23 protein-coding genes are annotated in these 21,530 nt (G+C 69.5%); 16 read left to right on the forward strand and 7 right to left on the reverse strand.

What is annotated here, in order from left to right:
- The first annotated feature begins 197 nt into the window (after positions 1–197).
- Both CSW64_RS17065 and CSW64_RS17070 read left to right on the forward strand, forming a co-directional pair.
- Positions 198–1,421 carry an MFS transporter gene (locus CSW64_RS17065; RefSeq protein ID WP_099623222.1) on the forward strand — a complete coding sequence of 408 codons (1,224 nt, stop codon included), beginning with the start codon at positions 198–200 and terminating at the stop codon, positions 1,419–1,421.
- Between the two features lie 59 nt (positions 1,422–1,480).
- Complete coding sequence (locus CSW64_RS17070) at positions 1,481–3,409, forward strand: alpha/beta hydrolase family protein (RefSeq protein WP_099623223.1); 1,929 nt, start codon at positions 1,481–1,483, stop codon at positions 3,407–3,409.
- Here CSW64_RS17070 and CSW64_RS22355 read toward each other — a convergent pair.
- Positions 3,406–4,197, reverse strand: coding sequence for a metalloregulator ArsR/SmtB family transcription factor (locus CSW64_RS22355; RefSeq protein ID WP_245863747.1), 792 nt, complete (start codon positions 4,195–4,197; stop codon positions 3,406–3,408). The two genes, CSW64_RS17070 and CSW64_RS22355, sit on opposite strands and share 4 nt — an antisense overlap.
- Before the next feature lie 161 nt (positions 4,198–4,358).
- Between CSW64_RS22355 and CSW64_RS17085 the strand changes: the two genes are divergently transcribed.
- From CSW64_RS17085 to CSW64_RS17140, 13 genes are all read left to right on the forward strand, one after another.
- Positions 4,359–4,787: a MarR family winged helix-turn-helix transcriptional regulator gene (locus CSW64_RS17085; RefSeq protein ID WP_172448611.1), complete on the forward strand. Its 429-nt coding sequence runs from the start codon at positions 4,359–4,361 to the stop codon at positions 4,785–4,787.
- 14 nt (positions 4,788–4,801) lie between these two features.
- Positions 4,802–6,130, forward strand: coding sequence for a S41 family peptidase (locus tag CSW64_RS17090; RefSeq protein ID WP_099623225.1), 1,329 nt, complete (start codon positions 4,802–4,804; stop codon positions 6,128–6,130).
- Between the two features lie 122 nt (positions 6,131–6,252).
- Positions 6,253–6,453 carry a 50S ribosomal protein L35 gene (gene rpmI, locus CSW64_RS17095; protein WP_099623226.1) on the forward strand — a complete coding sequence of 67 codons (201 nt, stop codon included), beginning with the start codon at positions 6,253–6,255 and terminating at the stop codon, positions 6,451–6,453.
- Positions 6,454–6,469: 16 nt separating this feature from the next.
- Positions 6,470–6,826 carry a 50S ribosomal protein L20 gene (gene rplT, locus CSW64_RS17100; protein WP_099623227.1) on the forward strand — a complete coding sequence of 119 codons (357 nt, stop codon included), beginning with the start codon at positions 6,470–6,472 and terminating at the stop codon, positions 6,824–6,826.
- 125 nt (positions 6,827–6,951) lie between these two features.
- On the forward strand, positions 6,952–7,911 hold the full coding sequence (locus tag CSW64_RS17105; protein WP_099623228.1) for a polysaccharide deacetylase family protein: 960 nt from the start codon (positions 6,952–6,954) through the stop codon (positions 7,909–7,911).
- Positions 7,912–7,946: 35 nt separating this feature from the next.
- Positions 7,947–9,059, forward strand: a complete 1,113-nt coding sequence (gene pheS, locus CSW64_RS17110) for a phenylalanine--tRNA ligase subunit alpha (protein ID WP_099623229.1) — start codon at positions 7,947–7,949, stop codon at positions 9,057–9,059.
- On the forward strand, positions 9,059–9,457 hold the full coding sequence (locus tag CSW64_RS17115; protein WP_099623230.1) for a hypothetical protein: 399 nt from the start codon (positions 9,059–9,061) through the stop codon (positions 9,455–9,457). The genes pheS and CSW64_RS17115 overlap by 1 nt, the downstream gene beginning before the upstream one ends.
- The gene (pheT, locus tag CSW64_RS17120) at positions 9,454–11,856 is read left to right on the forward strand and encodes a phenylalanine--tRNA ligase subunit beta (protein WP_099623231.1); all 2,403 of its coding nucleotides are present in this window, start codon (positions 9,454–9,456) and stop codon (positions 11,854–11,856) included. Before CSW64_RS17115 ends, pheT begins: the two co-directional genes overlap by 4 nt.
- The gene (locus CSW64_RS17125; RefSeq protein ID WP_099623232.1) at positions 11,853–12,236 is read left to right on the forward strand and encodes a VOC family protein; all 384 of its coding nucleotides are present in this window, start codon (positions 11,853–11,855) and stop codon (positions 12,234–12,236) included. The genes pheT and CSW64_RS17125 overlap by 4 nt, the downstream gene beginning before the upstream one ends.
- A gap of 83 nt (positions 12,237–12,319) precedes the next feature.
- On the forward strand, positions 12,320–12,457 hold the full coding sequence (locus CSW64_RS22115) for a hypothetical protein (RefSeq protein ID WP_172448612.1): 138 nt from the start codon (positions 12,320–12,322) through the stop codon (positions 12,455–12,457).
- 101 nt (positions 12,458–12,558) lie between these two features.
- Entirely contained in the window at positions 12,559–12,840 is a 282-nt protein-coding gene (locus CSW64_RS17130) for a hypothetical protein (RefSeq protein ID WP_099623233.1), read from the forward strand.
- Positions 12,837–13,109 (forward strand): ACT domain-containing protein, encoded by a 273-nt coding sequence (locus CSW64_RS17135; protein WP_099623234.1) that lies wholly within the window; start codon positions 12,837–12,839, stop codon positions 13,107–13,109. Before CSW64_RS17130 ends, CSW64_RS17135 begins: the two co-directional genes overlap by 4 nt.
- A 37-nt stretch (positions 13,110–13,146) precedes the next feature.
- Complete coding sequence (locus CSW64_RS17140; protein WP_245863748.1) at positions 13,147–13,686, forward strand: TIGR00645 family protein; 540 nt, start codon at positions 13,147–13,149, stop codon at positions 13,684–13,686.
- 10 nt (positions 13,687–13,696) lie between these two features.
- Here CSW64_RS17140 and CSW64_RS17145 read toward each other — a convergent pair whose 3' ends face one another.
- Together CSW64_RS17145 and CSW64_RS17150 are read right to left on the reverse strand one after the other, a co-directional pair.
- On the reverse strand, positions 13,697–14,626 hold the full coding sequence (locus CSW64_RS17145) for a hypothetical protein (RefSeq protein WP_099623235.1): 930 nt from the start codon (positions 14,624–14,626) through the stop codon (positions 13,697–13,699).
- Between the two features lie 74 nt (positions 14,627–14,700).
- Positions 14,701–15,144, reverse strand: coding sequence for a MarR family winged helix-turn-helix transcriptional regulator (locus CSW64_RS17150; RefSeq protein ID WP_245863749.1), 444 nt, complete (start codon positions 15,142–15,144; stop codon positions 14,701–14,703).
- Positions 15,145–15,283: 139 nt separating this feature from the next.
- Between CSW64_RS17150 and CSW64_RS17155 the strand changes: the two genes are divergently transcribed.
- A complete protein-coding gene (locus CSW64_RS17155; RefSeq protein ID WP_099623237.1) occupies positions 15,284–16,072 on the forward strand; it encodes an alpha/beta hydrolase in 789 nt (262 codons plus the stop codon).
- 75 nt (positions 16,073–16,147) lie between these two features.
- On the opposite strand, the gene CSW64_RS17160 is transcribed toward CSW64_RS17155, so the two are convergent.
- From CSW64_RS17160 to CSW64_RS17175, 4 genes are all read right to left on the reverse strand, one after another.
- Complete coding sequence (locus tag CSW64_RS17160) at positions 16,148–16,591, reverse strand: nuclear transport factor 2 family protein (RefSeq protein WP_099623238.1); 444 nt, start codon at positions 16,589–16,591, stop codon at positions 16,148–16,150.
- A gap of 22 nt (positions 16,592–16,613) precedes the next feature.
- Positions 16,614–17,195 (reverse strand): DUF1134 domain-containing protein, encoded by a 582-nt coding sequence (locus tag CSW64_RS17165; protein ID WP_099623239.1) that lies wholly within the window; start codon positions 17,193–17,195, stop codon positions 16,614–16,616.
- An 80-nt stretch (positions 17,196–17,275) separates the two neighbouring features.
- Complete coding sequence (locus CSW64_RS17170) at positions 17,276–20,386, reverse strand: efflux RND transporter permease subunit (RefSeq protein ID WP_099623240.1); 3,111 nt, start codon at positions 20,384–20,386, stop codon at positions 17,276–17,278.
- 6 nt (positions 20,387–20,392) lie between these two features.
- The gene (locus CSW64_RS17175; RefSeq protein WP_099623241.1) at positions 20,393–21,505 is read right to left on the reverse strand and encodes an efflux RND transporter periplasmic adaptor subunit; all 1,113 of its coding nucleotides are present in this window, start codon (positions 21,503–21,505) and stop codon (positions 20,393–20,395) included.
- Positions 21,506–21,530: the final 25 nt, after the last annotated feature.

Below are 21,530 nucleotides of genomic sequence, written 5' to 3' on the forward strand. Positions count from 1 at the left end.
CCGGGGCGTTTCGCGTTTCGCCATCGGAAGCTGAAGCCCCTGCCCTGCGACGCTCAAGGGCGAGGATCACTGGGTTTCCCGCGGCGAGACCCGCCTGCAGATGCTTCGGTCGACGGTCGCCTTCCTCGAGAAACACAACCCGCCCGACTGAACCGCGTTTGCCCAGCGGCGCCGGACGGTCTACAGGCTCGCTCCTCATGACCGCCGCAGCGCCGCCCGTCGCGCCCGGCGCCTCCCCCCAGGGAGACCGCCGGGCGCTGTTCGTCTTGCTCGCCATCGTGTTCGTCAACATGGCGGGCTTTGGCCTGATCATTCCGCTGCTGCCGTTCTACGCCAAGGCGTTCGACGCGCCGGACTGGCAGGTGTTCGTCCTGTTCGCCGCCTTCTCCGTCGGCAACTTCGTCGGCGAACAGATCTGGGGACGACTGTCGGACCGTATCGGCCGGCGACCAGTGCTGATCGTCACCCTGTTCGGCGCCGCCGCGACCTATGTCCTGCTGGCTTTCGCGCCCAGCCTCTGGATCGCCTGCGCGATCCGGCTGATCGGCGGGATCCTGTCGTCCAACATCTCCACCATCCAAGGCTACCTGGCGGACATCACCCCGCCGGATCGCCGCGCCGGCCGGTTGGGACTGATGGGCGCCGCCTTCAGCCTGGGCTTCGTCACCGGCCCGACCATCGGCGGCATCCTGGCGCATCCGGAGCTAGGCGTGGCCGGTTTCCGCCCGCCGCTGCTGCTGGCCGCCGTGCTGGCCGCCTGCGCCGGGCTGGGCGTGATCCTGTTCGTGCGCGAGACCCGCCGCCTGCACCGGGACGCCCCGCGCCGCGGCCGGCTGGAAGGCCTTTCGGAAGCCTTCCGCCATCCGGTGATCTGGCGCGCCCTGTGCGTCACCCTGATCTCCATCGCCGGCTTCGCGGGCATGGAGGCGACGTTCGGCCTGTGGGGCGAAGCCAAGTTCGGCTGGGGCCCGCGCGAGATCGGCTTCTGCTTCCTGGTGATCGGCGTCGTGGCGGCCCTGGCCCAGGGCCTGCTGACCGGCCGCGCCGTGCGGCGCTTCGGCGAGGTCGGCGCTCTGATGATCGGCCTGGCCCTCATGGCGGTCGGCTTCGCCTACCAGCCCTTCGTGACCTGGTGGCCGCTGGCCGTGTTCGGCATGATCCTGGTGGCGCTTGGCCAATCCCTGGCTTTCCCCAGCATCGGGGCCCTGATCTCCAAGGCCGCCCCATCGGATCGCCAGGGCGAGATGATGGGCCTCAACACCGCCGCCGGCGCCCTGGCCCGCATCTTCGGACCGCTCAGCGCCGCGCCGCTGTACGCGGCGTTCGGGGCCGGCGCGCCGTTCGCCGTCGCCTCCTTCCTCTGCCTCCCCGCCCTGTTGATGGCCTGGCAGGTCTCCAAGGCCGCGCGCCGCCCCGCCTGAGCGCTTGCGCCCGTCCGCCCTCCCCGCCTAGGGTGCTCGCGGGGTACGGGAGGGCGTCCATGTTTCGAGCTTGCGCTGTGGCGCTGTCGCTGTTGTGCGCGACGGCCTGGTCTGCTGTGTCGCGCGCCGAGGCCGCCCCGCCGCCCCTCTCCGCCTACGGCGCCCTGCCCTCCATTTCCGGCGTCACCCTGTCGGCCGACGGCCAGCGCCTCGCCTTCATCAGCGTCGTGGGCGACGACCGGCGGCTCGTTCTGCAGAGCGTCTCGGGCGAGCTGCTCGCCACCATCGCGCTCGGCAAGACCAACATCGAGGACCTGATCTGGGCCGGCCCCGACGACATCGTCATCCTCGCCTCCGTAGTCAGCGCCCTGCCTGAGTTCGGCAACCGCAAGCGCGTGTTCTGGACCGTCCAGAGCTACAGCCTCTCCAAGAAACGCCTGCTGCAGGTCTCGTCGAAGGTGCCGAACGCCATCGGCGGCGTCTTCGACCGGCCGTCGGTCCGCGTCATCGACGGCGAAGGCTATGCCTTCGTCCGGGTCATCACCGTCAATCCGTCGCCGCGCTTCGACCTCGCCCGCGTGTCGGTGAAGGACGGTTCGGTCAGCATCGTGGACTGGTCGCCGATGGACGGCCTCGGCTGGCTGATCGACGCCCAGGGGCGCGCCGTGGGCCGCGCCCGCTACAACGAGGTCAAGGGCAACTGGAGCGCGGCCGTGCGGCAGGGCGCCCTTTGGCCGGATGTCTTCACGACCCTGGCCCCGCTCGATTCCCCCTATCTGGCCGGCCTCAGCCGGGAAGACGACGGCCTAGTCGTGGTGGTTCCCGGCGAGGACGGCGTCGAGTACGCCAAGGTCGGCTACGACGGGTCGGTTTCCGCCGCGCTGCCGGACGACAAGCCCGTCCACACGCTGATCGTCGACCCGTCCACGTCCCGGGTGATCGGCGCCGTCAACGTGGTCGACAGTTCCGAGTACCGCTTCTTCGACCCGGTCGCGAAGACCGCCTGGGCGTCGGTCATCAAGAGCTTCCCCAAGTCGCGCGTCCATCTGACCTCCTGGACTCCCGACTGGAAGAAGGTGGCCGTACTGGTCGAGGGCCCCGGCAACGCGGGCGTCCACTATCTCGTCGACCTGGCCGGAAGGAAGGCGGACATCATCGGCGACGCCTATCCGAAGGTTCCCGCCGAAGCCGTCGCCGACATCCGGCCCTACAGCTACAAGGCCGCCGACGGGCTGGACATCCCCGGCTACCTGACGCTGCCGCCGGGCCGCGAGGCCAAGGGACTGCCGCTGATCGTGCTGCCCCACGGCGGCCCGGCCGTGCGCGACGTGCTGGCGTTCGACTACCAGGCTCAGGCCCTGGCCTCGCGAGGCTACGCAGTGCTGCAGCCCAACTTCCGCGGCTCGGCGGGCTATACCCCGGCGTTCAAGGCGGCCGGCTACGGCGAGTGGGGCCGCAAGATGCAGACCGACCTGTCCGACGGCGTCCGCGCGCTGGCCAAGGACGGGATCGTCGACCCCAAGCGCGTCTGCATCGTGGGCTGGAGCTACGGCGGCTATGCGGCGATGGCAGGCGTGACGCTCGATCCGGGCGTCTACCGGTGCGCCGTCGCGGGCGCCGGCGTCTCGGACCTGAAGCGCTTCCTGTCCTGGCGCGCCGGACGCTCCGGCGACAGCTCCGAGACCGTCCGCACCTGGAACCGGTTCTGGGCCTCGTCAGACGAGAACGATCCGAGGCTGGAGGCGATCTCGCCCACGCGACAGGCCGCCCGGGCGGACGCGCCGATCCTGCTGATCCACGGCAAGAACGACACGGTGGTGCCCTACGAGCAGACGACCCTGCTGGCCAACGCTCTGAAGAAGGCCGGCAAGCCGGTCGAGGTGGTCACCCTCGAAGGCGAGGACCACAACCTCTCGAAAGCCGTCACCCGCCAGCAGTCGCTCGAGGCCACGATGGCCTTCCTGCTCAAGCACAATCCGCCGGACTAGAGCGCCTTCGCTTCCAGCCCCTCCAGGATGAGGGCCCAGCCGCCACGGCTCTGGTCCAGGTACTCGGCCCAGACGTGATGGGTGAGGGTCAGTTCGCAGCCGCCGTCGTCCAGCGGCCGGATGTCGATGATCACCGGGGTCGCCTCCGGATCCGCGTCGGCGTCATAGGCGGGAACGGAGAAGGTGAACGACAGCCGGCGGGGGCGGTCGATCTCCAGAAAGCGTCCGACGTGTTCGATATCCTGCCCATCGCGCTGATCGGTGATCACGAAGGCGCCGCCGACGCGGGCGTCGATCTCGCAGCGCACGATCCGACCGGTCGGGGTGGCGAACAGGAACTTCCGCGCCCGCTCCGGATCGAACCAGGCGTCGAACACCCGCTCGGCCGAGGCGGTGAAACGATGGACGACGATCAGGGGAACGGTCGGCTTGGCGGTCATCGGGGTCTCCTCCGGTTGGGCGTCTTCGGCGGTCAGCAGCGCATCGAGACGCTGAAGCGTCCCGGTCCACATCGCGCGCTGGGCGGTGATCCAGTCGGCGGCCTCGTCGAGGCCGGCCGGATTGATCGACAGCAGGTGCTCCCGTCCCTGCCGGCGGCGCGCGACCAGGCCGGCGCGCTCCAGCATCCGGATGTGTTTCGACACCGCGTTCAGCGACATCGGGAAGGGCGCGGCCAATTCGGTGACACGGCGCTCTCCCTCCCCGAGCCGGCGCAGGATGGCGCGTCGTGTCGGATCGGCGAGCGCCAGCAGAGTCTGGTCGAGGGGAGCAGCTGCGGCTTCGATCATATTCAACCTCTGAGTTGAATATTGTGCGGCGAAGGCGAGACGTCAAGGCGAGGATGACAGGGATTTAATCCGTAACGTCGTTGTCTGAAAAAGCGTTAGCGCTTACGGATATCGACATGACCAACCCCGCCCCGCCCTCCACGCCAGGTTTCGGAACACGCTTGAGACGCCTGATCGACCGACTGGATCGCGATGTCCAGACGCTCTACCGCGAGGCCGGCGTCCGGTTCGAACCGCGCTGGTACGCCGTCTTCGTCAGCCTGCGCGATCACGGGCCGGCCACGGTCGGCGAACTGGCCCAGCGCCTGGACGTCACCCATGCCGCGGTGAGCCAGGTTCGCGCCGCCCTGCTGTCGGCGGGCCTCATCGAAACCCGCCCGGATCCCCGTGACGGCCGACGCCACACCCTTGTCCTCAGCCCCGAGGGCGAGGCGACGGCGCAACGGCTGCAACCGCTCTGGGACGCCATCAACGCCGCCACCGCCGGAATCCTGGCCAGCGAGGCGCCCGGCCTGCTGCAGGGTCTCGACGATCTCGCCGCCGCCCTCGACCGCCAACCGCTCAAGACCCGCGTCGCTTCCCTCCTCTGACCTCGGACATCGCCATGCATCGCCTGCTGCTCGCCTCGACCGCCGCCCTCGCCCTGACCGCCGCCGCCGTCCCCGCCCACGCTCGCCAGCCGGCCCCGCCCGCGCCGGCCGCCGATCTCACGGCCGCCCAGCGCGCCGCGGCCCTCTCCGAGATCCGCGCCAAGGTTCAGACGCTCTACGTCTTCCCGGAGAAACGCGCGGCCATCGTCGATCGCCTGAAGAAGTCCGAGAAGGCTGGTCGCTACGACCTGGCCAATCCCGCCGCCTTCGCCGAAGCGCTGAGCAAGGACCTGACCGAGGCCAGCGGCGACAAGCACATGTACCTGGACTTCAGCCCAGCCCAGTACGCGGCCCAGGCGGGCGACGGCGCCGAGGCCCAGGCCAGCGCCGAGGCCTTCTGGCGCGCCGAGGCCCTGCAGAAGAACCACGGCCTGGCCGAGATGAAGATCCTGCCCGGCAACGTCCGCTATCTGAAGATCACCGGCTTCTACTGGGTCAACGACGTCACCGGCCAAGCCTACGACGACGCCATGCGCTTCCTGAAGGGCGGCGACGCGGTGATCATCGACCTCCGCGGCAACGGCGGCGGCAGCGGCCAGGCGGTGAACTATCTGACCAGCCACTTCACCAAGTCCGACGACCTGCTGCTGACCTTCACCCGCGCCCAGGAGACGCCGTCCCAATCGCGATCCCAGGGCTTCCTTCCCGCCGGCCGGCTGATCGGCAAGCCGCTGTACGTGCTGACCGACGGCGGCTGCTTCTCGGCCTGCGAGGAGTTCGTCTACCACGTCCAGCAGTTCAAGCTCGGCGAGCTGATCGGCGACGGCACCGGCGGCGGGGCCAACAACAACGACCTGATCCCGATCGCGCCCAGCTTCATGGTCAGCATCTCCGCCGGACGGCCGATCCATCCGGTCAGCGGGACCAACTGGGAAGGCGTCGGCATCAAGCCCGACACTCCGGCCGCCCCCGCCAAGACGCTCGACGTCGCCCTGCAGCACGCCCTGACCAAGCTCGTCGCCGCCCCGAACGCCGCGCCGGCCGACCGCGAAGTCGCCGCATGGGCCCTGGCCGAGGTCGACGCCCGGCTGAATCCGCCGACGGTCTCGCCGCAGCATCTGCAGTCGTTGGCCGGCCGCTATGGCGAGGCCCTGCTGACCTTCCGCGACGGCCAACTGTGGTACACGCGGGCGAACCGGCCGGAGCGCCGCCTGCTGCCGCTCGACGGCAAGGACACCTTCACGGCGGAAGGGGGGGCCAACATGCTCCGCGTTCACATCAAGGGCGACACGCTGGAACTCCAGCTTCCCAACACCCCGCCGCTGGTCTTCAAGCGCGGCTGAGCCTTGCATAGAGGCGGGGTTTGACGTATTAGCCCCGCCTTCCTGAACCGCCGGGCCAAATGGCATGCCTTGGCGGCTCATATTGCGTCTCTAAAGAGGACAGGGCCTCGGCCCTGAGCAAAATGCCCAAACTGAAGACCAAGTCTGGCGCCAAGAAGCGCTTCAAGATCACGGCGACCGGCAAGCTGAAGGCCGGCGTGGCCGGCAAGCGCCACCGCCTGATCAGCCACAACGGCAAGTACATCCGCCAGCAGCGCGGCACGAAGGTCATGAGCGCTTCCGACGTGAAGACGATCAAGACCTACCTGCCCTACGGCCTGTAAGAAGGAGCGCTGAGAAATGGCTCGCGTGAAACGGGGCGTCGTCGCCCACGCTAAGCACAAGAAGGTTCTGGAGCAGGCCAAGGGTTTCTACGGCCGCCGCAAGAACACCATCCGCACGGCCAAGGCCGCGGTGGACAAGGCCGGTCAGTACGCCTACCGCGACCGCAAGGTCCGGAAGCGCAACTTCCGCAGCCTGTGGATTCAGCGCATCAACGCCGCCGCGCGTCTGGAAGGCTTCACCTACTCGCAGTTCATCCACGGCCTGGACAAGTCCGGGATCGAGATCGACCGCAAGGTCCTGGCCGACATCGCCGGCCAAGACCCGACCGCGTTTAAGGCCATCGCCGACAAGGTTCGCGCCGCGCTGGCTTGATGGTTCTTGGGAGCTCTGCTCCTACTGACGATCTGGAAAGCCCCTCGGTGCGAGCCGGGGGGCTTTTCGTTTGCGCCCTCCGCCGCCCTCTCTCCGCCTGCCGCCACACGGATTGGACCCTGACGATGGCCGTACGCAACCTTCTCGCCGCCCTCGCCGCCGCGCTGCTCTGCGCCGGCCCGGTCGCCGCTCAGACCCGCGCGGTCGCCGTCACCATCGACGACCTGCCGTTCCAGGCCGGTCCCGAGGTGCTCTGCGACCGTGAGAAGATCATGACGCTGACGCGCGATCTGGTCGCGACGCTCAAGCCGCTCGACACCCACGCCACCGCCTTCGTCAACGAAGGCTGGATGTGCGAGAGCAAGCGCGCCGAGCTGCTGCCGGAGGTGCTGAACGTCTGGCTCGACGCCGGGCTCGGTATGGGCAACCACACCGCCACCCACATCAATATCCACCAGACCACGGCGGAGGCCTATCTGGCCGACGTCGACGCCGGCGAGGTCATCACCCGGCCGCTGCTGGCCAAGCGCGGCAAGTCACTGGTCTGGTTCCGCCACCCCTTCCTCCAGGTCGGCGAGACTCCGGAGAAGAAGACGGCGATCGCCGAGGGCCTGAAGGCGCGCGGCTACCGCGAGGCGCCCGTCACGATCGACAACAACGACTGGATGTTCGCGCCGGTCTACCGCCGCGCCCTGGCCGCCGGCGATGCGGCGCGGGCCAAGGCCGTCGGCGAGGCCTATGTCGCGCACATGGCCACGGTGCTGGATCATTTCGAGCCCTACAGCGCCGAGCTGACCGGCGGCCGCGAGCCGGCGCAGGTCCTGCTGCTGCACGCCAACGAGCTGAACCGGGACTGGTACCCGAAGATCCACGCCCTCTACCTGGCCCGCGGCTACCGCTTCGTGTCCCTGGAAGAGGCGATGAAGGACCCCATCTATGCCCGTCCAGACACCTGGACGAAGGCCAACGGCGTGGTCTGGCTGCACCGCTGGACCGCGGCCGACGGCCGGCCGGTGCGGTGGGAGCCCGACCCGCCGAAGTGGATCTTCGACGCCTACAAGGCCCCAGCCCCAACCTCGCCCTAGCCGGGCCCGTTCCGGATCGCTAGACGGATGCCGTCATGACCGACCTTTCCCAACTCGAAGCCGATCTCTCGGCCCAGATCGCCGCCGCGGCGGACGTCGCCGCGCTGGAGGCGATCCGCGTCGCCGCCCTCGGCAAGTCCGGCTCCATCTCCGGCCTGCTCAAGACCCTGGGCTCCATGAGCCCCGACGAGCGCAAGGCGGCGGGCCCCGCCATCAACGGCCTGCGCGACCGCGTGCAGACCGCCATCGGCGGCCGCAAGGAATCGCTGGAAGCCGCCGAGCTCGACGCGCGACTCGCCGCCGAGCGCCTGGACCTGACTCTGCCCGCTCCGGCCCGCCGCCGCGGCTCGGTGCATCCGACCATGCAGGTCATGGACGAGATGACCGCCATCTTCGCCGAGATGGGCTTCCAGGTCGCCGAAGGTCCGGACATCGAGACGGACTTCAACAACTTCACCGCGCTGAACTTCCCCGAGAAGCACCCGGCGCGGGAGATGCACGACACCTTCTTCTTCAACCCCGGCCCCGACGGCGAGCGCAAGCTGCTGCGCACGCACACCAGCCCGGTGCAGGTGCGGGCGATGAAGAAGACCAACGAGGGCGCGCCCGCGCCCTGGATCGCGGCCGGGACCGAGCCGCCGATCCGTATCGTCGTGCCGGGCCGCACCTATCGCTGCGACAGCGACGCCACCCACACGCCGATGTTCCACCAGATGGAAGGCCTGGTCATCGACAAGGGCATCCACATGGGCCACCTGAAGTGGACCCTGGAGACCTTCATCGCGCGTTTCTTCGAGGTGGACAGCGTGGTCAGCCGTTTCCGGCCGCACCACTTCCCGTTCACCGAACCCAGCGCCGAGATGGATATCGGCTGCGACCGGTCGGGCGGCGAGATCCGCATCGGCGCGGGCAGCGACTGGCTGGAGATCCTGGGCTGCGGGATGGTTCATCCCAACGTCCTGCGCTTCTGCGGCATCGACCCGGACGTCTACCAGGGCTTCGCCTTCGGCATGGGCATCGACCGCCTGGCGATGCTGAAGTACGGCATGCCCGACCTGCGGGACATGTTCGACAGCGACACCCGCTGGCTGTCGCACTACGGCTTCAGCGCCTTCGCGGCGCCCAACACCGCGACGGGGCTGAGCTGATGGCCGAAAGCGCGCCCAAACAATGGCCGGCCTGGCCGGTTCCCGCCGACCTGACCGCCAAGTCGTTCAACGAAGCCTCCATCGCGCTCTTCGACCTGTTCCGCGCGAGCGCGTCGAACGGCGAGGCGATCATCAGGGGCCGGACCTTCCGCAACTGCCGCCTCGAGGGGCCGGCCGTGGCGGTGATCGCCGGCGGCTGCAGCTTCGACGCCGTCGACTTCGGCTACGCCAGCGGCGACATCCGCAATCTGGTCATCCGGTCCGCCAATCCCGGCAAGCTGATCGGCGGCATTCCGTTCCAGGACTGCGTCTTCGAGAACTGCATGTTCTTCGCCGTCGGCTTCGCCGGTCCTGAACCCTTCCTCCAGCAGCTGCTCGCGCTGAGAACCCCGCAATGAAGTTCACTCTCTCCTGGCTCAAGGAGCACCTCGAAACCGACGCCACGGTCGCCCAGGTCGTCGACGCGATGACCATGGCCGGCCTGGAGGTCGAGCATGTCACCGACCCTGCCGAGACCCTGAAGGCGTTCACGGTCGCCAAGATCGTCGAGGCGGCGCAGCATCCCAACGCCGACCGCCTGCGCGTCTGCCAGGTCGACACCGTCGACGGCCGCAAGGAGATCGTCTGCGGCGCGCCGAACGCCCGCGTCGGCCTGACCACCGTCTACGCCCCGATCGGCGCCTATGTGCCCGGCCTGGACGTGACCCTGGTCGAGAAGCCGGTTCGCGGCGTGATCTCCAACGGCATGCTCTGTTCGGCCTCCGAGCTGCAGGTCGCCGAAGAGTCCGACGGCATCATGGAGCTGCCCGACAGCCTCGCCGTCGGGACCCCCGCGGCCGAAGCCCTGGGCCTGGAAGCGGTCATCGACTTCGAGGTCACGCCCAACCGTCCCGACTGGTTGGGCGTCGTCGGCATCGCCCGCGACCTGGCCGCCGCCGGGGTGGGCAAGCTGCGCGATCCCTCGATCCAGCCGATCGCCGGGACCTTCCCCTGCCCCTACACGGTCAGGATCGACGGCGACGCCTGCAAGCTGTTCGCCGGCCGTCTGATCAAGGGCGTCAAGAACGGTCCGTCGCCGGCCTGGCTGCAGGCCAGGCTGACGGCCATCGGCCTGCGCTCGATCAACGCCTTGGTCGACGTCACCAACCTGATCTCCTACGACCGCGCCAAGCCGCTGCACGTCTACGACGCCGCCAAGCTGGTCGGGACGACGGTCGAGGCGCGCCTCGGCCGCCACGGCTTGAACGGCGACGAGCACCTGATCGCCCTGGACGGCAAGACCTACGAGCTGACCCCGGAGATGAGCGTCATCGCCGACGCCGACGGCGAACGCCCGGTGGGTCTGGGCGGCGTCATGGGCGGCGAGAGCACCGGCTGTTCGGACGAGACGATCGACGTCTTCGTCGAGAGCGCCTGGTTCGACCCGATCCGGACGGCGCAGACCGGCCGCACGACCGGCATCACCAGCGACGCCCAGTATCGCTTCGCCCGCGGCGTCGACACCGGCGCCGTGGTCCCGGCGCTGGAGCTGGCCACCAAGCTGATCCTGGAGCTGTGCGGCGGCGAGCCGTCGGAGGTCGCCGTCGTCGGCGAGGCCCCGGTCGCGCCCGGCCCGATCCAGTTCGACCCCGCCTACGTCCACCAGCTTGCCGGGCTGAACATCCCGCGCGACGGCGTGGTCGAGATCCTGACCAAGCTCGGCTTCACGGTCGAGAACGGCCACGCTGAACTGACCGTCACCCCGCCGACCTGGCGGCGCGACGTCGACGGCAAGGCCGACCTGGTCGAGGAAGTCGCGCGCATCGCCGGTTTCGACGCCCTGCCGGCCACGCCGCTGCCCGAAGTTCCGCCCTCGCCCGGCGGCGTGCTGACCGTCCGGCAGAACCGCGCCCGCGTCGCCCGCCGCGCCCTGGCCGCCGCCGGCTACGCCGAGGCCGTCACCTGGTCGTTCGTCGCCAACGCCACGGCCACGGCCTTCGGCGGCGGCGCCCCCGAGCTGGTGCTGGCCAATCCGATGTCGGCCGAGATCGACACCATGCGGCCGTCGATCCTGCCCAACCTCATCGAGGCGGCCGGCCGCAACGCCCGCCGCGGCTTCCCCGACACGGCCCTGTTCGAGGTCGGTCCGGTGTTCGGCGGCGACCAGCCGCAGGACCAGCACATGGCCGTCGCCGCCATCCTGGCCCCGCGCGCGCCGCGCGGCTGGGACAAGCGCCCGGCCGAGGACGTGTTCACGGTGAAGGCCGACCTGCTCGCTCTGCTGGAGGAGCTCGGCGCGCCGGTCGCCTCGCTGCAGACCGCCCAGGGCTCCGCCTCGCCCTGGTGGCATCCGGGCCGCTCAGCCCGCCTGCAGCTGGGTCCCAAGGCGGTCATCGCCGAGTTCGGCGAACTGCATCCGGCGGTGCTGAAGCAGCTGGATGTCGACGGGCCGGTCTACGGCTTCGAGATCTGGGTGGAGGCCGTCCCCGAGCCCAAGAAGAAGCCGACCAAGACCCGCGGCGCGCCGGCCCTGTCGTCGCTGATGCCGCTGAGCCGCGACTTCGCCTTCCTGCTCGACGCCGGCAAGGCTTCGGGCGACCTGGTCAAGGCCGTGGCCGGCGCCGACAAGGCGCTGATCGCCGGCGCGCGGGTGTTCGACGTCTACCAGGGCCCCGGCGTGCCGGAGGGCCAGAAATCGGTCGCCGTCGAGGTCTCGGTCCAGCCGCGCGAGAAGACCCTCACCGACGCCGAGATCGAGGCCCTGTCGGCCAAGATCGTCGCGGCGGCGGAGAAGGCCGGCGGAAAGCTGCGCGCGTGACCGCCCGGATCGGCGCCCTGACCCTGGTGGTCCGAGACTACGACGAGGCCATCGCCTGGTACACGGGCGTCGCCGGCTTCACGCTGGTCGAGGACACCGACCAGGGCAGCAAGCGCTGGGTCACTGTCGCCCCCTCGGGCGGCGGTCCCCTGCTGCTGCTGGCCAAGGCCTCGGGCGAGGCCCAGGCCGCGCGGGTGGGCGACCAGACCGGCGGCCGGGTGGGCTTCTTCCTGCACACCGACGCCTTCGACGCCGACCATGCCCGCATGAAGGCCGCCGGCGTGACCTTCCTGGAAGAGCCCCGCCGCGAACCCTACGGCAGCGTGGCGGTGTTCGTGGACCTCTACGGCAACAGGTGGGACCTGCTGGAGCAGCGCTGAGCGGACCCTCCCCTCTGGGGAGCATCTTGCCTTCCTGGTCTTTCAGGCCTATCCACAACCTGCACCGACGGAGCCCTGCCGAGATGCCTTCGCGCCTCGACATCACCGCACGTTACGACGACGCCCTGACCGGCGCCGCGAACGTCGTCGCCTGCACCATGCGCAAAACCGTCATTATTAAGACCGATCCCCCCGGACCGGAGCGGCAGCGCGCGTCTTAGAGACCGCCGGCAGATCGCAAGATCACAAAGCCCCGCTCCGGAAACGGCGCGGGGTTTTTGCTGTGCGGTCTGTCGGTCCAACCCAACAAGGACCAGAACCCATGCCAAATCCCGCCTACGATCAGAACGACCCCGAAGCCCGCCACGTCCTGCGGTTCGCCGCCGACGGCGCCGCCCTGGCGCTGGACGCCGTGCGCGCCGCCGTGGCCGCCAGCCCGGCCGAACTGTGCAACTTCCAGCTCAAGGCCGTCGGCGAGCTGGTCGAGGGCGTCCTGCGCGTCCGCCAGGTCGACGAGGCCGGCGCCCTCAGCCTCTGCCGCCGCCTCGCCGAGCGCCCCGGCGTCCTGTCGTCCAAGGTCGAGCACGTCTGGGGGCGGGCATGAGCGCCGAGGACGGAAAACGGCGGCTGTTCCTGCTGCGCGCGCCCGACGAGCCCGACGCCCTGCCCCGGGTGCTGAACGTCGTGGCGCTGCTGCAGGCCCGCATCCGGCGGATCGAGGCCGAGCCGGTCGGCGACGGCCTCTCCATCCGCCTGGAGATCGAGGACGCCGGCGAGGACAAGGCCGAGGCCCTCGCTCGCCGCCTGGAAGCCAGTCCATTCGTGCGCCGGCTGGCTTTCGGGTGGCAGGGCGGCCTCTCCCCGGCTAACTAGGGCGCCCTTTCGGAACGTCACCTGGAGCCCCCGTCCGATGATGAACCCCAAACCGAACCTCGAGATCTGGCTGGAACGCGGCCTGTTCGCGTCGCGCTGGCTGATGGCGCCGATGTATGTCGGCCTGGTCATCGCCCTGATCGGCCTGATCGCGATCTTCTTCCAGGAGCTCATCCACGCCATTCCGCTGCTGCTCAGCGGCCAGGCCGACGCAGAGGACGCGATCATGCTGTCCCTGTCGCTGATCGACCTGTCGCTGGCCGGCAACCTGGTGCTGATCGTCATCTTCTCGGGCTACGAGAACTTCGTCTCCAAGCTGGACATCGGCGAGACCGCCGACCGACCGTCCTGGATGGGCACGGTCGACTTCTCCGGCCTGAAGATGAAGCTGGTCGCCTCGATCGTCGCCATCTCGGCCATCGCCCTGCTGAAGGCCTTCCTCGCCGCGACCGACAAGGGCGCGGCCATCGACGAGACCAAGCTGCTGTGGCTGGTGATCATCCACCTGACCTTCGTGCTGTCGGGCGTCCTGCTGGCCCTGATGGACTGGCTGGCCAGCCTCACCGACAAGCACTAGGCGCCGGCGGCTAGCGCCCGGCGCGCAAGGCCGTCAGCCAGCGGCCGTAGGACGGCGCCAGCGCGCGAAGGACGGCCGCCGCCTCGGCGTCGCGCCCGGTCGTCAGCAGATACTGCAGCGACCCGACCCGCCGCGCCTGTTCCAGCGCGATGTTCGCCGCGTCCGTGAGACCAATCCGGGCGAGGCCGCTCGCCGCATCGGTCAGCCGCCGCGCACCGACCCGGACGGCGAACCGCACGAGATGGGCGCGCAGTTCGGCCGGACAGCCGCTCCCGATCCTCTCCGCCAGCGCCTCGGCGGCCTCGCCGTTCCCGATCGTGCCCGGCGACACCCCGACCCCGCGCTCCATGGACAGCCATCCGGCCGCCTGGTCCAGAACGCCCCGGACCGCCTCGTCTTCACCGACGGCCCGCAGGCGCCTGAAACCGGTCCTCATCGTGAAGGGCGCGCCGTAGTCGAGGGTCTCCGCCCGCCAGGCGGCCAGGAAGTCGTCGAGCGGCAGCGTCGCGTGCGGATGGCCCTCCGGATCATGCATCCGCACCCAGCCGTCCTCGATCGCCAGGACCACCACATAGTGGTCGGCGCCGACGGGGGCGGTCATGGCGGGCTGGAAGCGGAGGTGGCCCATCTCGACCGGCCCGACCCAGACCGGCCCACCGGCGAGCGCCGCCCGCAGGCGATCGACGGCCTCCTCCTCGTCGCCGCCCGCCTCGACCGTCGACGTCCAGCCCATCGCCTCCAGGGCGGTCTCGAAACCCGTCTCGGGCGTCCAGCCATAGGGATCGAAGAACGGCAGCGTCCCGCCGACCAGCTGCATTCCGAAGGGACTGCACGTCGCGATCTCGATCACCGCCGGCGACGGCGCCGCCTCGCCGAACATCATCGCGAAGGCGTTGGCGTAACAGTAGGGGCCGGAGCCGACATAGGGAAAATGGGACACGCGTAAGCCTCCGAACCCAACTCTGGAGGCGCGTGAAGAGCGGCGTATTCCCGCCCAATGTCAACGTCGTGCGACTAGGCCTCTCCCGACGACAAGGCGTCGCGCAGCTTCCGCACCTGGGCGTTGAGGGCGATCAGATCGTCCACGGCGAACCCGGATCGGCGCAGCAGCGTATCGGTCAGGCAGGCGGTGTCGGCCCGGATCGCCCGGCCGCGCTCGGTCAGACTGACGTTGACCTGGCGCTCATCCTCCGGGTTGCGGCGGCGCGCGACGAAGCCGGCCTGCTCCAGTCGCTTCACCAGCGGCGTGATGGTGCTCGGCTCCAGCGCAAGCCGCTCCGCGATCTTGCCGACGGTCTGGCCGTCGGCCTCCCACAGCGTGCTCAGCACCAGATACTGCGGATAGGTCAGGCCGAGCCCGTCGAGCAGCGGCTTGTAGGCGCGGTTGATTGCGATGGTCGCGCCGTAGAGCTGGAAACAGAGCTGCGCGTCGAGCGGCAGGGGTTCGGGCTTGGACACCGTGAATCTCCTTCGTCGCCCTATGATTATCACAAAAATACATATTGCGATAATTTTTCTCTGGACAAGCGCTCCGACCCATGCGCTTAAATGATTATCGCGATAATGATTATCGCAAATCAGAAAGGGAGACCAAGCCATGACCAAGTTCCGCAACCTGATCGCCGCCGCCGCATCCGCCATCGCCGTCGCCGGCGCCTTGCCCGCCCATGCCGAACCGGCCGGCGCGGTGAAGAACATCGTCCTCGTCCACGGCGGTTTCGTCGACGGTTCCGGCTGGGCCGACGTCCACAAGATCCTGAAGCGCGACGGCTACACCGTCACCATCGTCCAGAACCCGACCACCTCGCTGGCCGACGACGTCGCCGTCACCCGCCGCGCCCTGGCCGACCAGGACGGCCCGGCCATCCTGGTCGGCCACTCCTACGGCGGCGTGGTGATCAGCGAAGCGGGGACCGACCCCAAGGTCGCCGGTCTCGTCTACATCGCCGCCTTTGCGCCGGATAAAGGCGAGTCGGTCGGCTCGCTGATCGCCAACCCGGCGCCGGGCGCCCCCGTGCCGCCGATCCTACCGCCGCAGGACGGCTTCCTGTTCCTGGACAAGGCCAAGTTCGCCGCCGCCTTCGCCGCCGACGTCGAACCGCAGCTGGCCGACTTCATGGCCGACTCGCAGGTCCCCTGGGGCGTCGAGGCCCTGGCGGGCGCGGTCACGGTCCCGGCCTGGAAGTCCAAGCCGAGCTGGTACCTGGTCGCCTCGGACGACCGCATGATCCCGCCCGCCGCCCAGCGCGGCATGGCCGGCCGCGCCGGCGCCAAGGTCAGCGAAGTCCGCGGCAGCCACGCCGTCTACGTCTCGCAGCCCCAGGCGGTGGCGGACGTCATTGAGGCGGCGGCCCGCTCGGCCGGCGCGCAAGCCGCGGCGAAGTAACAGGCTCGTCCCAGTCGCGTCGAAGGCCCCGGAGCTCACGCTTCGGGGCCTTCGTGCGTCGTCGTCTTACCCGAGCTATCCGGCCTTGCGCCGGACCGAGTAGACCTTGTTGGCGATCTTCCAGCCGCCGTCGATCTTCAGCAGGACAAAGTAGTCGGTGAACACGGCCGCGCCATGGTCGAGCGTGGCCCTGGCCATCGCCGAGTCCCCGGTGACGTCGATCACGTCGACGGTGCGGGACCGACTGCTCTCGTCGCTCGCGGGCGTTCCCTTGAACCCCGCAGCGTACTCGTCAACGGTCCATGAAGTGAACTTGCCGCCGCGATTGCCTTCGATATGCGCCGTCGGCAGGAAGGCCGCGCGAAAATAGGCCGGATCGCCGGTGGCGTGCCCCTTGAAGTAGGTCTCGATCACGGCGCGGATCGCCGCCTCGTCGGCGTTGACCGGCTGAGCGATCGCCGATGTCGCGACCAGGGCCGCACCGCATGCGACAAGGCTCGCCAAGGCGCGTCGGTTCATCAGCTTCCCCACCAGACCCGTCCTAGAACGGCAGGATGTTCCGTTTGCGGCTATAGGCCAGGTAGCCGACGTTGGCGCCCAGGCGCAGACCGACGCCGGCGCGGATCGGGGCCAGGGTGATCTCGTCGGCGCGCTGGTAGTTCACGCCCAGACCGCCGATCGCGTAGGCCGAGCCCTCGACGCCGGGATAGCGGCGGAAGATCATGTCCGGATAGTGCAGGTTGTAGCACAGGGTGAAGACCCGGCTCGCGTTGCCGCCCCAGTCCCAGCCCACCGACGGCCCCTGCCAGAACACTTCCTGGGTCGCCCGCTCCTTCATGTAGAGCAGGCCCCGGCCGTAGCGCAGACCGACGGCGACCGCGCCCGCAGCTTCCTCGCCGGCGATGTAGCCGGTGGGCTGGCCGTTGTCCCTGAAGATCCGCTCGATCGCCGCGCCGGCCGCCTCGGCGGTGACGCCCAGGAAGTCGGAGGCGCCATTGACGATCTCTTCTCTCGAATAGGTCCGCGACGGCTGGCCGCCGGCTTCCTGATAGCCTGAGCTGCTCGTGGCGCAGGCCCCGAGGCTCGCGGCCATGCCGGAAAGGATCAGGGTGCGGCGGTCCATGGCTCGGCTCCGAATCGTCTGGAAGCCGTCAAGCTCCCATTCCAATGGGACCGGTTTGGGGCGCTAAAGCTAACGCCCCGTTAACCATGGTCGATGATCGCGCCCTCCGGCGGTTGATGGTGGTCGCGTCGCCGGAAGATCTTCCGCCGCACGAAGCTGCTGATGTCGTCCAGGATGGTGAAGATCACCGGCACGAACAGCAGGCTCAGCAGGGTCGAGGTGATCAGGCCGCCGAGCACCGCCACGGCCATCGGCTGACGGAACTCGACGTCGGCGCCCAGGCCGATGGCCACGGGCAGCATGCCGGCGCCCATCGCGACCGTGGTCATCAGGATCGGCCGCGCCCGCTTATGGGCGGCGTCCATCAGCGCCTCGCGCCGGGTCATGCCTCGGTTGATCGCCTCCAGCGCATATTCGACCAGCAGGATCGAGTTCTTGGCCGCGATCCCCATCAGCATGAGCAGACCGATCAGGGCCGGCATCGACAGGTTCTGCCCGGCGATCAGCAGGGCGCCGAACGCCCCGCCGATGGCCAGCGGCAGCGCCATCTGGATGGTGATCGGGTGGGTGAAGCTTTTGAACAGCAGCACCAGCACCGCGTACATCAGGGCCACGCCGGTGATGAAGGCGGTGATGAAGCCGATGCCGAGCTCGGCCAGGGCCTCGACATCGCCGGTCGGTTGCAGCTTCACGCCGGCGGGCAGCTTCTTCAGCGACGGCAAGGCCTGTACCGCCTTGTTGGCGTCGCCCAAGGCGATGCCGCTGAGCTCGGCGTTGATCGTCGCGCTGCGGCTGCGGTCCAGGCGGTCGATCTGCGACGGACCGGCCCCGAAGGTGATGTCGGCCACCGCCGACAGGGGCACGGAGGTCCCCGACGCCGTCGGCACCCGCAGGTTCTGCAGCACGTCCAGATGGGTGCGGGCGTCCTCCGTCAGACGCAGGCGGATCGGGATCTGCCGGTCGCCGACATTGAACTTGGGCAGAAGCTGGTCGATGTCGCCCAGGGTGGCCACACGAACCGCCTGCGAGATCGCCTGCGAGGACACGCCCATCCGCGCGGCCACATCCGGCTTGGGCGAGACCAGGATCTCGGGCCGGGCGATATCGGCGGTGTTGGTCACGTTCACCAGCCCCGGGATGGCCCGCATCTCGGTCTCGACCATCCGCGCCGCCCGCACCAGCGCCTCGCCATCGTCGCTGACGAGCGTGACGTTGTAGAGCGGCTGGCTGCCGTCGACGCCGAAGCGCACCCGAACGCCGGGCAGGGTGGAGAAGGCCTTGGCCATCTCGCGCTCGAACTCCTGCTGGGTGACGTCGCGATCCTTGCGCGGGATCAGGTTGGCGGTGACCGCGGCGCGGCGAACCTCGCTGGCCGCCGAGCCCGAGCCGCCCGGTCCCGTCGGGGCCAGGCCGGCGCCGACGCCGCCGTAGACGCTTTTCACCTCCGGCCGGGCCAGCAGCAGCTTGGTCATGCGCTGGACCACGGCGTCGGTCTCTTCCAGGGTCGAGCCGGGCTGCATCTCGATCGACATCGCCGAATAGCCCTGGTCTCCCGCCGGGATGAACTCGGCCGGCACGCGGGTGGCGATGAAGATCGAGAACGCGAAGAACAGCGTGCCCAGCATGAACGCCACCCAGCGGTGGTTCAGGCCCCAGGTCAGCGACCGCAGGTACGGACCCATCCAGAACGGATCCTTGTCGTGCTTCCCGGGATGAGCCTTGAGCATGTAGGCGCTCATCAGCGGGGTCAGCATCCGCGCCACGACCAGCGAGAACAGCACCGAGACACAGGCCGCCAGGGCGAACGACTTGAAGAACTGTCCCACGACGCCCGGCATGAAGCCGACCGGCGCGAACACCGCCACGATGGTGAAGGTGGTGGCCACGACGGCCAGGCCGATCTCGTCCGCCGCCTCGATCGCGGCTGGATACGGCGCCTTGCCCTCGTTCATGTGCCTGACGATGTTCTCGATCTCCACGATCGCATCGTCGACCAGGATGCCGATGGTCAGGCTGAGCGCGAGCAGGGTCACGACGTTGAACGACTGGTCCAGCGGCGCGAGGATGGCGAAGGTCGGGATCAGCGACATCGGCATGGCCACGGCGGTGATCAGCGTCGCCCGCCAGTCCCGCAGGAACAGCCAGACCACGACCACCGCCAGCAACGCGCCCAGGCCGAGGGCCTCCATCGAGGCGATGTAGCTCTCCTCGACGTACTGGACGGTCGAGGTGACCTCCTCGATCTTCAGGTCGGAGCGGGAGGCGTTGAGGTCCGCGATCGCTTTGCGCACGCCCTCGGCGGCCTTGACCTCGCTGCCGTCGCGCGTGCGCAGCATCGAGAAGCTGACCACTTCCTCGCCGTTGAACCGCGCGCGCAGGCGCGGCTCGGTCCAGTTGTCGACGACGCGGCCCAGGTCGCCCAGCCGCACGCTGCGGCCGTTGCCCAGGTCGACGCGCATGTCGGCCAACTGCTGGACGTTGTCGGCGCCGCCGAGCGTACGGATCGCCCGCTCCTCGCCGCCAACGGTGGCGCGACCGCCGGGCAGGTCGGCGTTGAACTGCTTCAGCTGCTGGCTGACATCGGCGGCGGTGACGCCCTGGGCGGCCAGCTTCTGCGGATCCAGCTCGACGCGGATCTCGCGGCTGACCCCGCCCTCGCGGGTGACGCGGGCGATGCCCTTCACCGCCAGCAGCCGCTTGGTGACGTCGTTGTCGACGAACCAGCTGAGCTGCTCGGGGTTCAGCGTGCCGGAGCGCACCACGTAGGTGATCAGCGGCTGGCCGGAGATGTCGATGCGCTGGACGATCGGCTCGGGAATGTCCTGCGGCAGATCGGCCCGGATCGAGGCGACCGCGTTGCGGACGTCGTTGGTCGCCCGCTCCAGGTCGGTGCCGATCTCGAACTCGACGCTGGTCGCCGAGGAGCCGTCGCCGACCGAGGAGCGGATGTGCCGCACGCCGTTCAGACCGGTGAGGCTGTCCTCGATGATCCGAGTGACCTGGGTCTCCAGCTCGGGCGGCGCGGCGCCGGGCTGCCCCGCCGACACGACCACCATCGGGAAGTCGATGTCCGGGAAGTTGTTCACCCGCATCTTCGAGAAGCCGGACAGGCCGGCGATCGTCAGGATGATGAACAGCAGGATGGTCGGGACCGGGTTCTTGATCGACCAGGCCGAGATGTTGCGGAACATCGGGACCTACCGTTTCGCAACGGGGGCGGCCGTCGCCACCGCGCCGGAGACCTTCACCAGGTCGCCCTCGGCCAGGAAGCCGGCGCCGCTCACCGCGATCCGGTCGCCGGCGGCGAGCCCCTGCACGACCTCCACGTCGTGGCCGACCCGGACGCCGGTCTGCACAGGGCGGAAGCGGGCGTGGTTGGTCCTGTCGATCAGGAACACCCCGGCCTTGCCGTTGCGGTAGACCACGGTGGTCTGGGGCACGGTGAGGGCGGGCTGGTCGCCGACGTCGATGCTGCCCTTGGCGAACATCCCCGGACGGAACCCGCCGGGCTGGGCCAGGGCGACCCGCGCCAGGCCGACGCGGGTCTGGGCGTTCACCTGCGGCGTCACCACCCGCACCGATCCGACGACGGGCGCGCTCTGGTCGCCGCTGACGGTGGCCGGCATGCCCGCCTTGACCTGAGCCAGCTGAACCTCCGGCACCTCGGCGGCCAGCTCCAGCCGGCCGTCGCGGACGAGACGGAACAGCTCGCTCCCGGCGCCGACGATCTGGCCCTTCACCACGCTCCGCGCGCTGATCAGGCCGCTGACCGGGGCCCGCAGGTTGGTCTGGTCGAGCCGGGCGGAGGTCTCCGCCAGCGCGGCCTGGGCCGAAGCCAGCCCCGCCGCGGCGGTGCCTTGGGCCGAGATACGCTGATCGAGCGAGGCCTGAGCCAGGAAACCCTTGGCCTTCAGCTCCCGCGCGCGGGCCAGGGCGTTGTCCGCCTCGACCAGGCTGGCGCGAGCGCTTTCGACCTGGGCCTGCTGCCGGCGCAGCTCGGCGCGCAGCAGGGTGTCGTTCATCTTGACCAGCAGCTGGCCCTCGCGGACCCAGTCGCCTTCATCGACCAGCACCTGGACGGCGGTCAGCCCGCCGGTCTCGGCGCCGACCGCGACCTCGTTCCAGGCCGTGACGCTGCCGGACACCTCGACCCGCCGCGGCAGGGTCTTGGGCGTGGCGGTCATGGTGGTGACGGTCAGGGCGGCCCGCTGCGGCGGGGCCTCTTCCTTCTTGCCGCAGGCCGCCAACGCGAGCGCCGCCGCTGCAAGCACCGCCGCTCGTCGGCCAATCCGGCCGCTCCGCTCAACCACGTGGCAATCCCCTCTGTCTCGAGCC

Origin of the sequence: Caulobacter mirabilis, from assembly GCF_002749615.1 — a bacterium.
In the GTDB taxonomy this organism is placed as follows: Bacteria; Pseudomonadota; Alphaproteobacteria; order Caulobacterales; family Caulobacteraceae; genus Caulobacter; species Caulobacter mirabilis.

Coding starts and splice junctions, on each gene's coding strand:
- CSW64_RS17165 (WP_099623239.1), bottom strand. CDS start 17,195: ATGGACCGCCGCACCCTGATCCTTTCCGGCATGGCCGCGAGCCTCGGG.
- rplT (WP_099623227.1), top strand. CDS start 6,470: ATGGCTCGCGTGAAACGGGGCGTCGTCGCCCACGCTAAGCACAAGAAG.
- CSW64_RS17105 (WP_099623228.1), top strand. CDS start 6,952: ATGGCCGTACGCAACCTTCTCGCCGCCCTCGCCGCCGCGCTGCTCTGC.
- CSW64_RS17170 (WP_099623240.1), bottom strand. CDS start 20,386: ATGTTCCGCAACATCTCGGCCTGGTCGATCAAGAACCCGGTCCCGACC.
- CSW64_RS17090 (WP_099623225.1), top strand. CDS start 4,802: ATGCATCGCCTGCTGCTCGCCTCGACCGCCGCCCTCGCCCTGACCGCC.
- CSW64_RS22355 (WP_245863747.1), bottom strand. CDS start 4,197: ATGATCGAAGCCGCAGCTGCTCCCCTCGACCAGACTCTGCTGGCGCTC.
- CSW64_RS22115 (WP_172448612.1), top strand. CDS start 12,320: ATGCCTTCGCGCCTCGACATCACCGCACGTTACGACGACGCCCTGACC.
- pheT (WP_099623231.1), top strand. CDS start 9,454: ATGAAGTTCACTCTCTCCTGGCTCAAGGAGCACCTCGAAACCGACGCC.
- CSW64_RS17115 (WP_099623230.1), top strand. CDS start 9,059: ATGGCCGAAAGCGCGCCCAAACAATGGCCGGCCTGGCCGGTTCCCGCC.
- CSW64_RS17160 (WP_099623238.1), bottom strand. CDS start 16,591: ATGAACCGACGCGCCTTGGCGAGCCTTGTCGCATGCGGTGCGGCCCTG.
- CSW64_RS17155 (WP_099623237.1), top strand. CDS start 15,284: ATGACCAAGTTCCGCAACCTGATCGCCGCCGCCGCATCCGCCATCGCC.
- CSW64_RS17135 (WP_099623234.1), top strand. CDS start 12,837: ATGAGCGCCGAGGACGGAAAACGGCGGCTGTTCCTGCTGCGCGCGCCC.
- rpmI (WP_099623226.1), top strand. CDS start 6,253: ATGCCCAAACTGAAGACCAAGTCTGGCGCCAAGAAGCGCTTCAAGATC.
- CSW64_RS17065 (WP_099623222.1), top strand. CDS start 198: ATGACCGCCGCAGCGCCGCCCGTCGCGCCCGGCGCCTCCCCCCAGGGA.
- CSW64_RS17140 (WP_245863748.1), top strand. CDS start 13,147: ATGATGAACCCCAAACCGAACCTCGAGATCTGGCTGGAACGCGGCCTG.
- CSW64_RS17070 (WP_099623223.1), top strand. CDS start 1,481: ATGTTTCGAGCTTGCGCTGTGGCGCTGTCGCTGTTGTGCGCGACGGCC.
- CSW64_RS17130 (WP_099623233.1), top strand. CDS start 12,559: ATGCCAAATCCCGCCTACGATCAGAACGACCCCGAAGCCCGCCACGTC.
- pheS (WP_099623229.1), top strand. CDS start 7,947: ATGACCGACCTTTCCCAACTCGAAGCCGATCTCTCGGCCCAGATCGCC.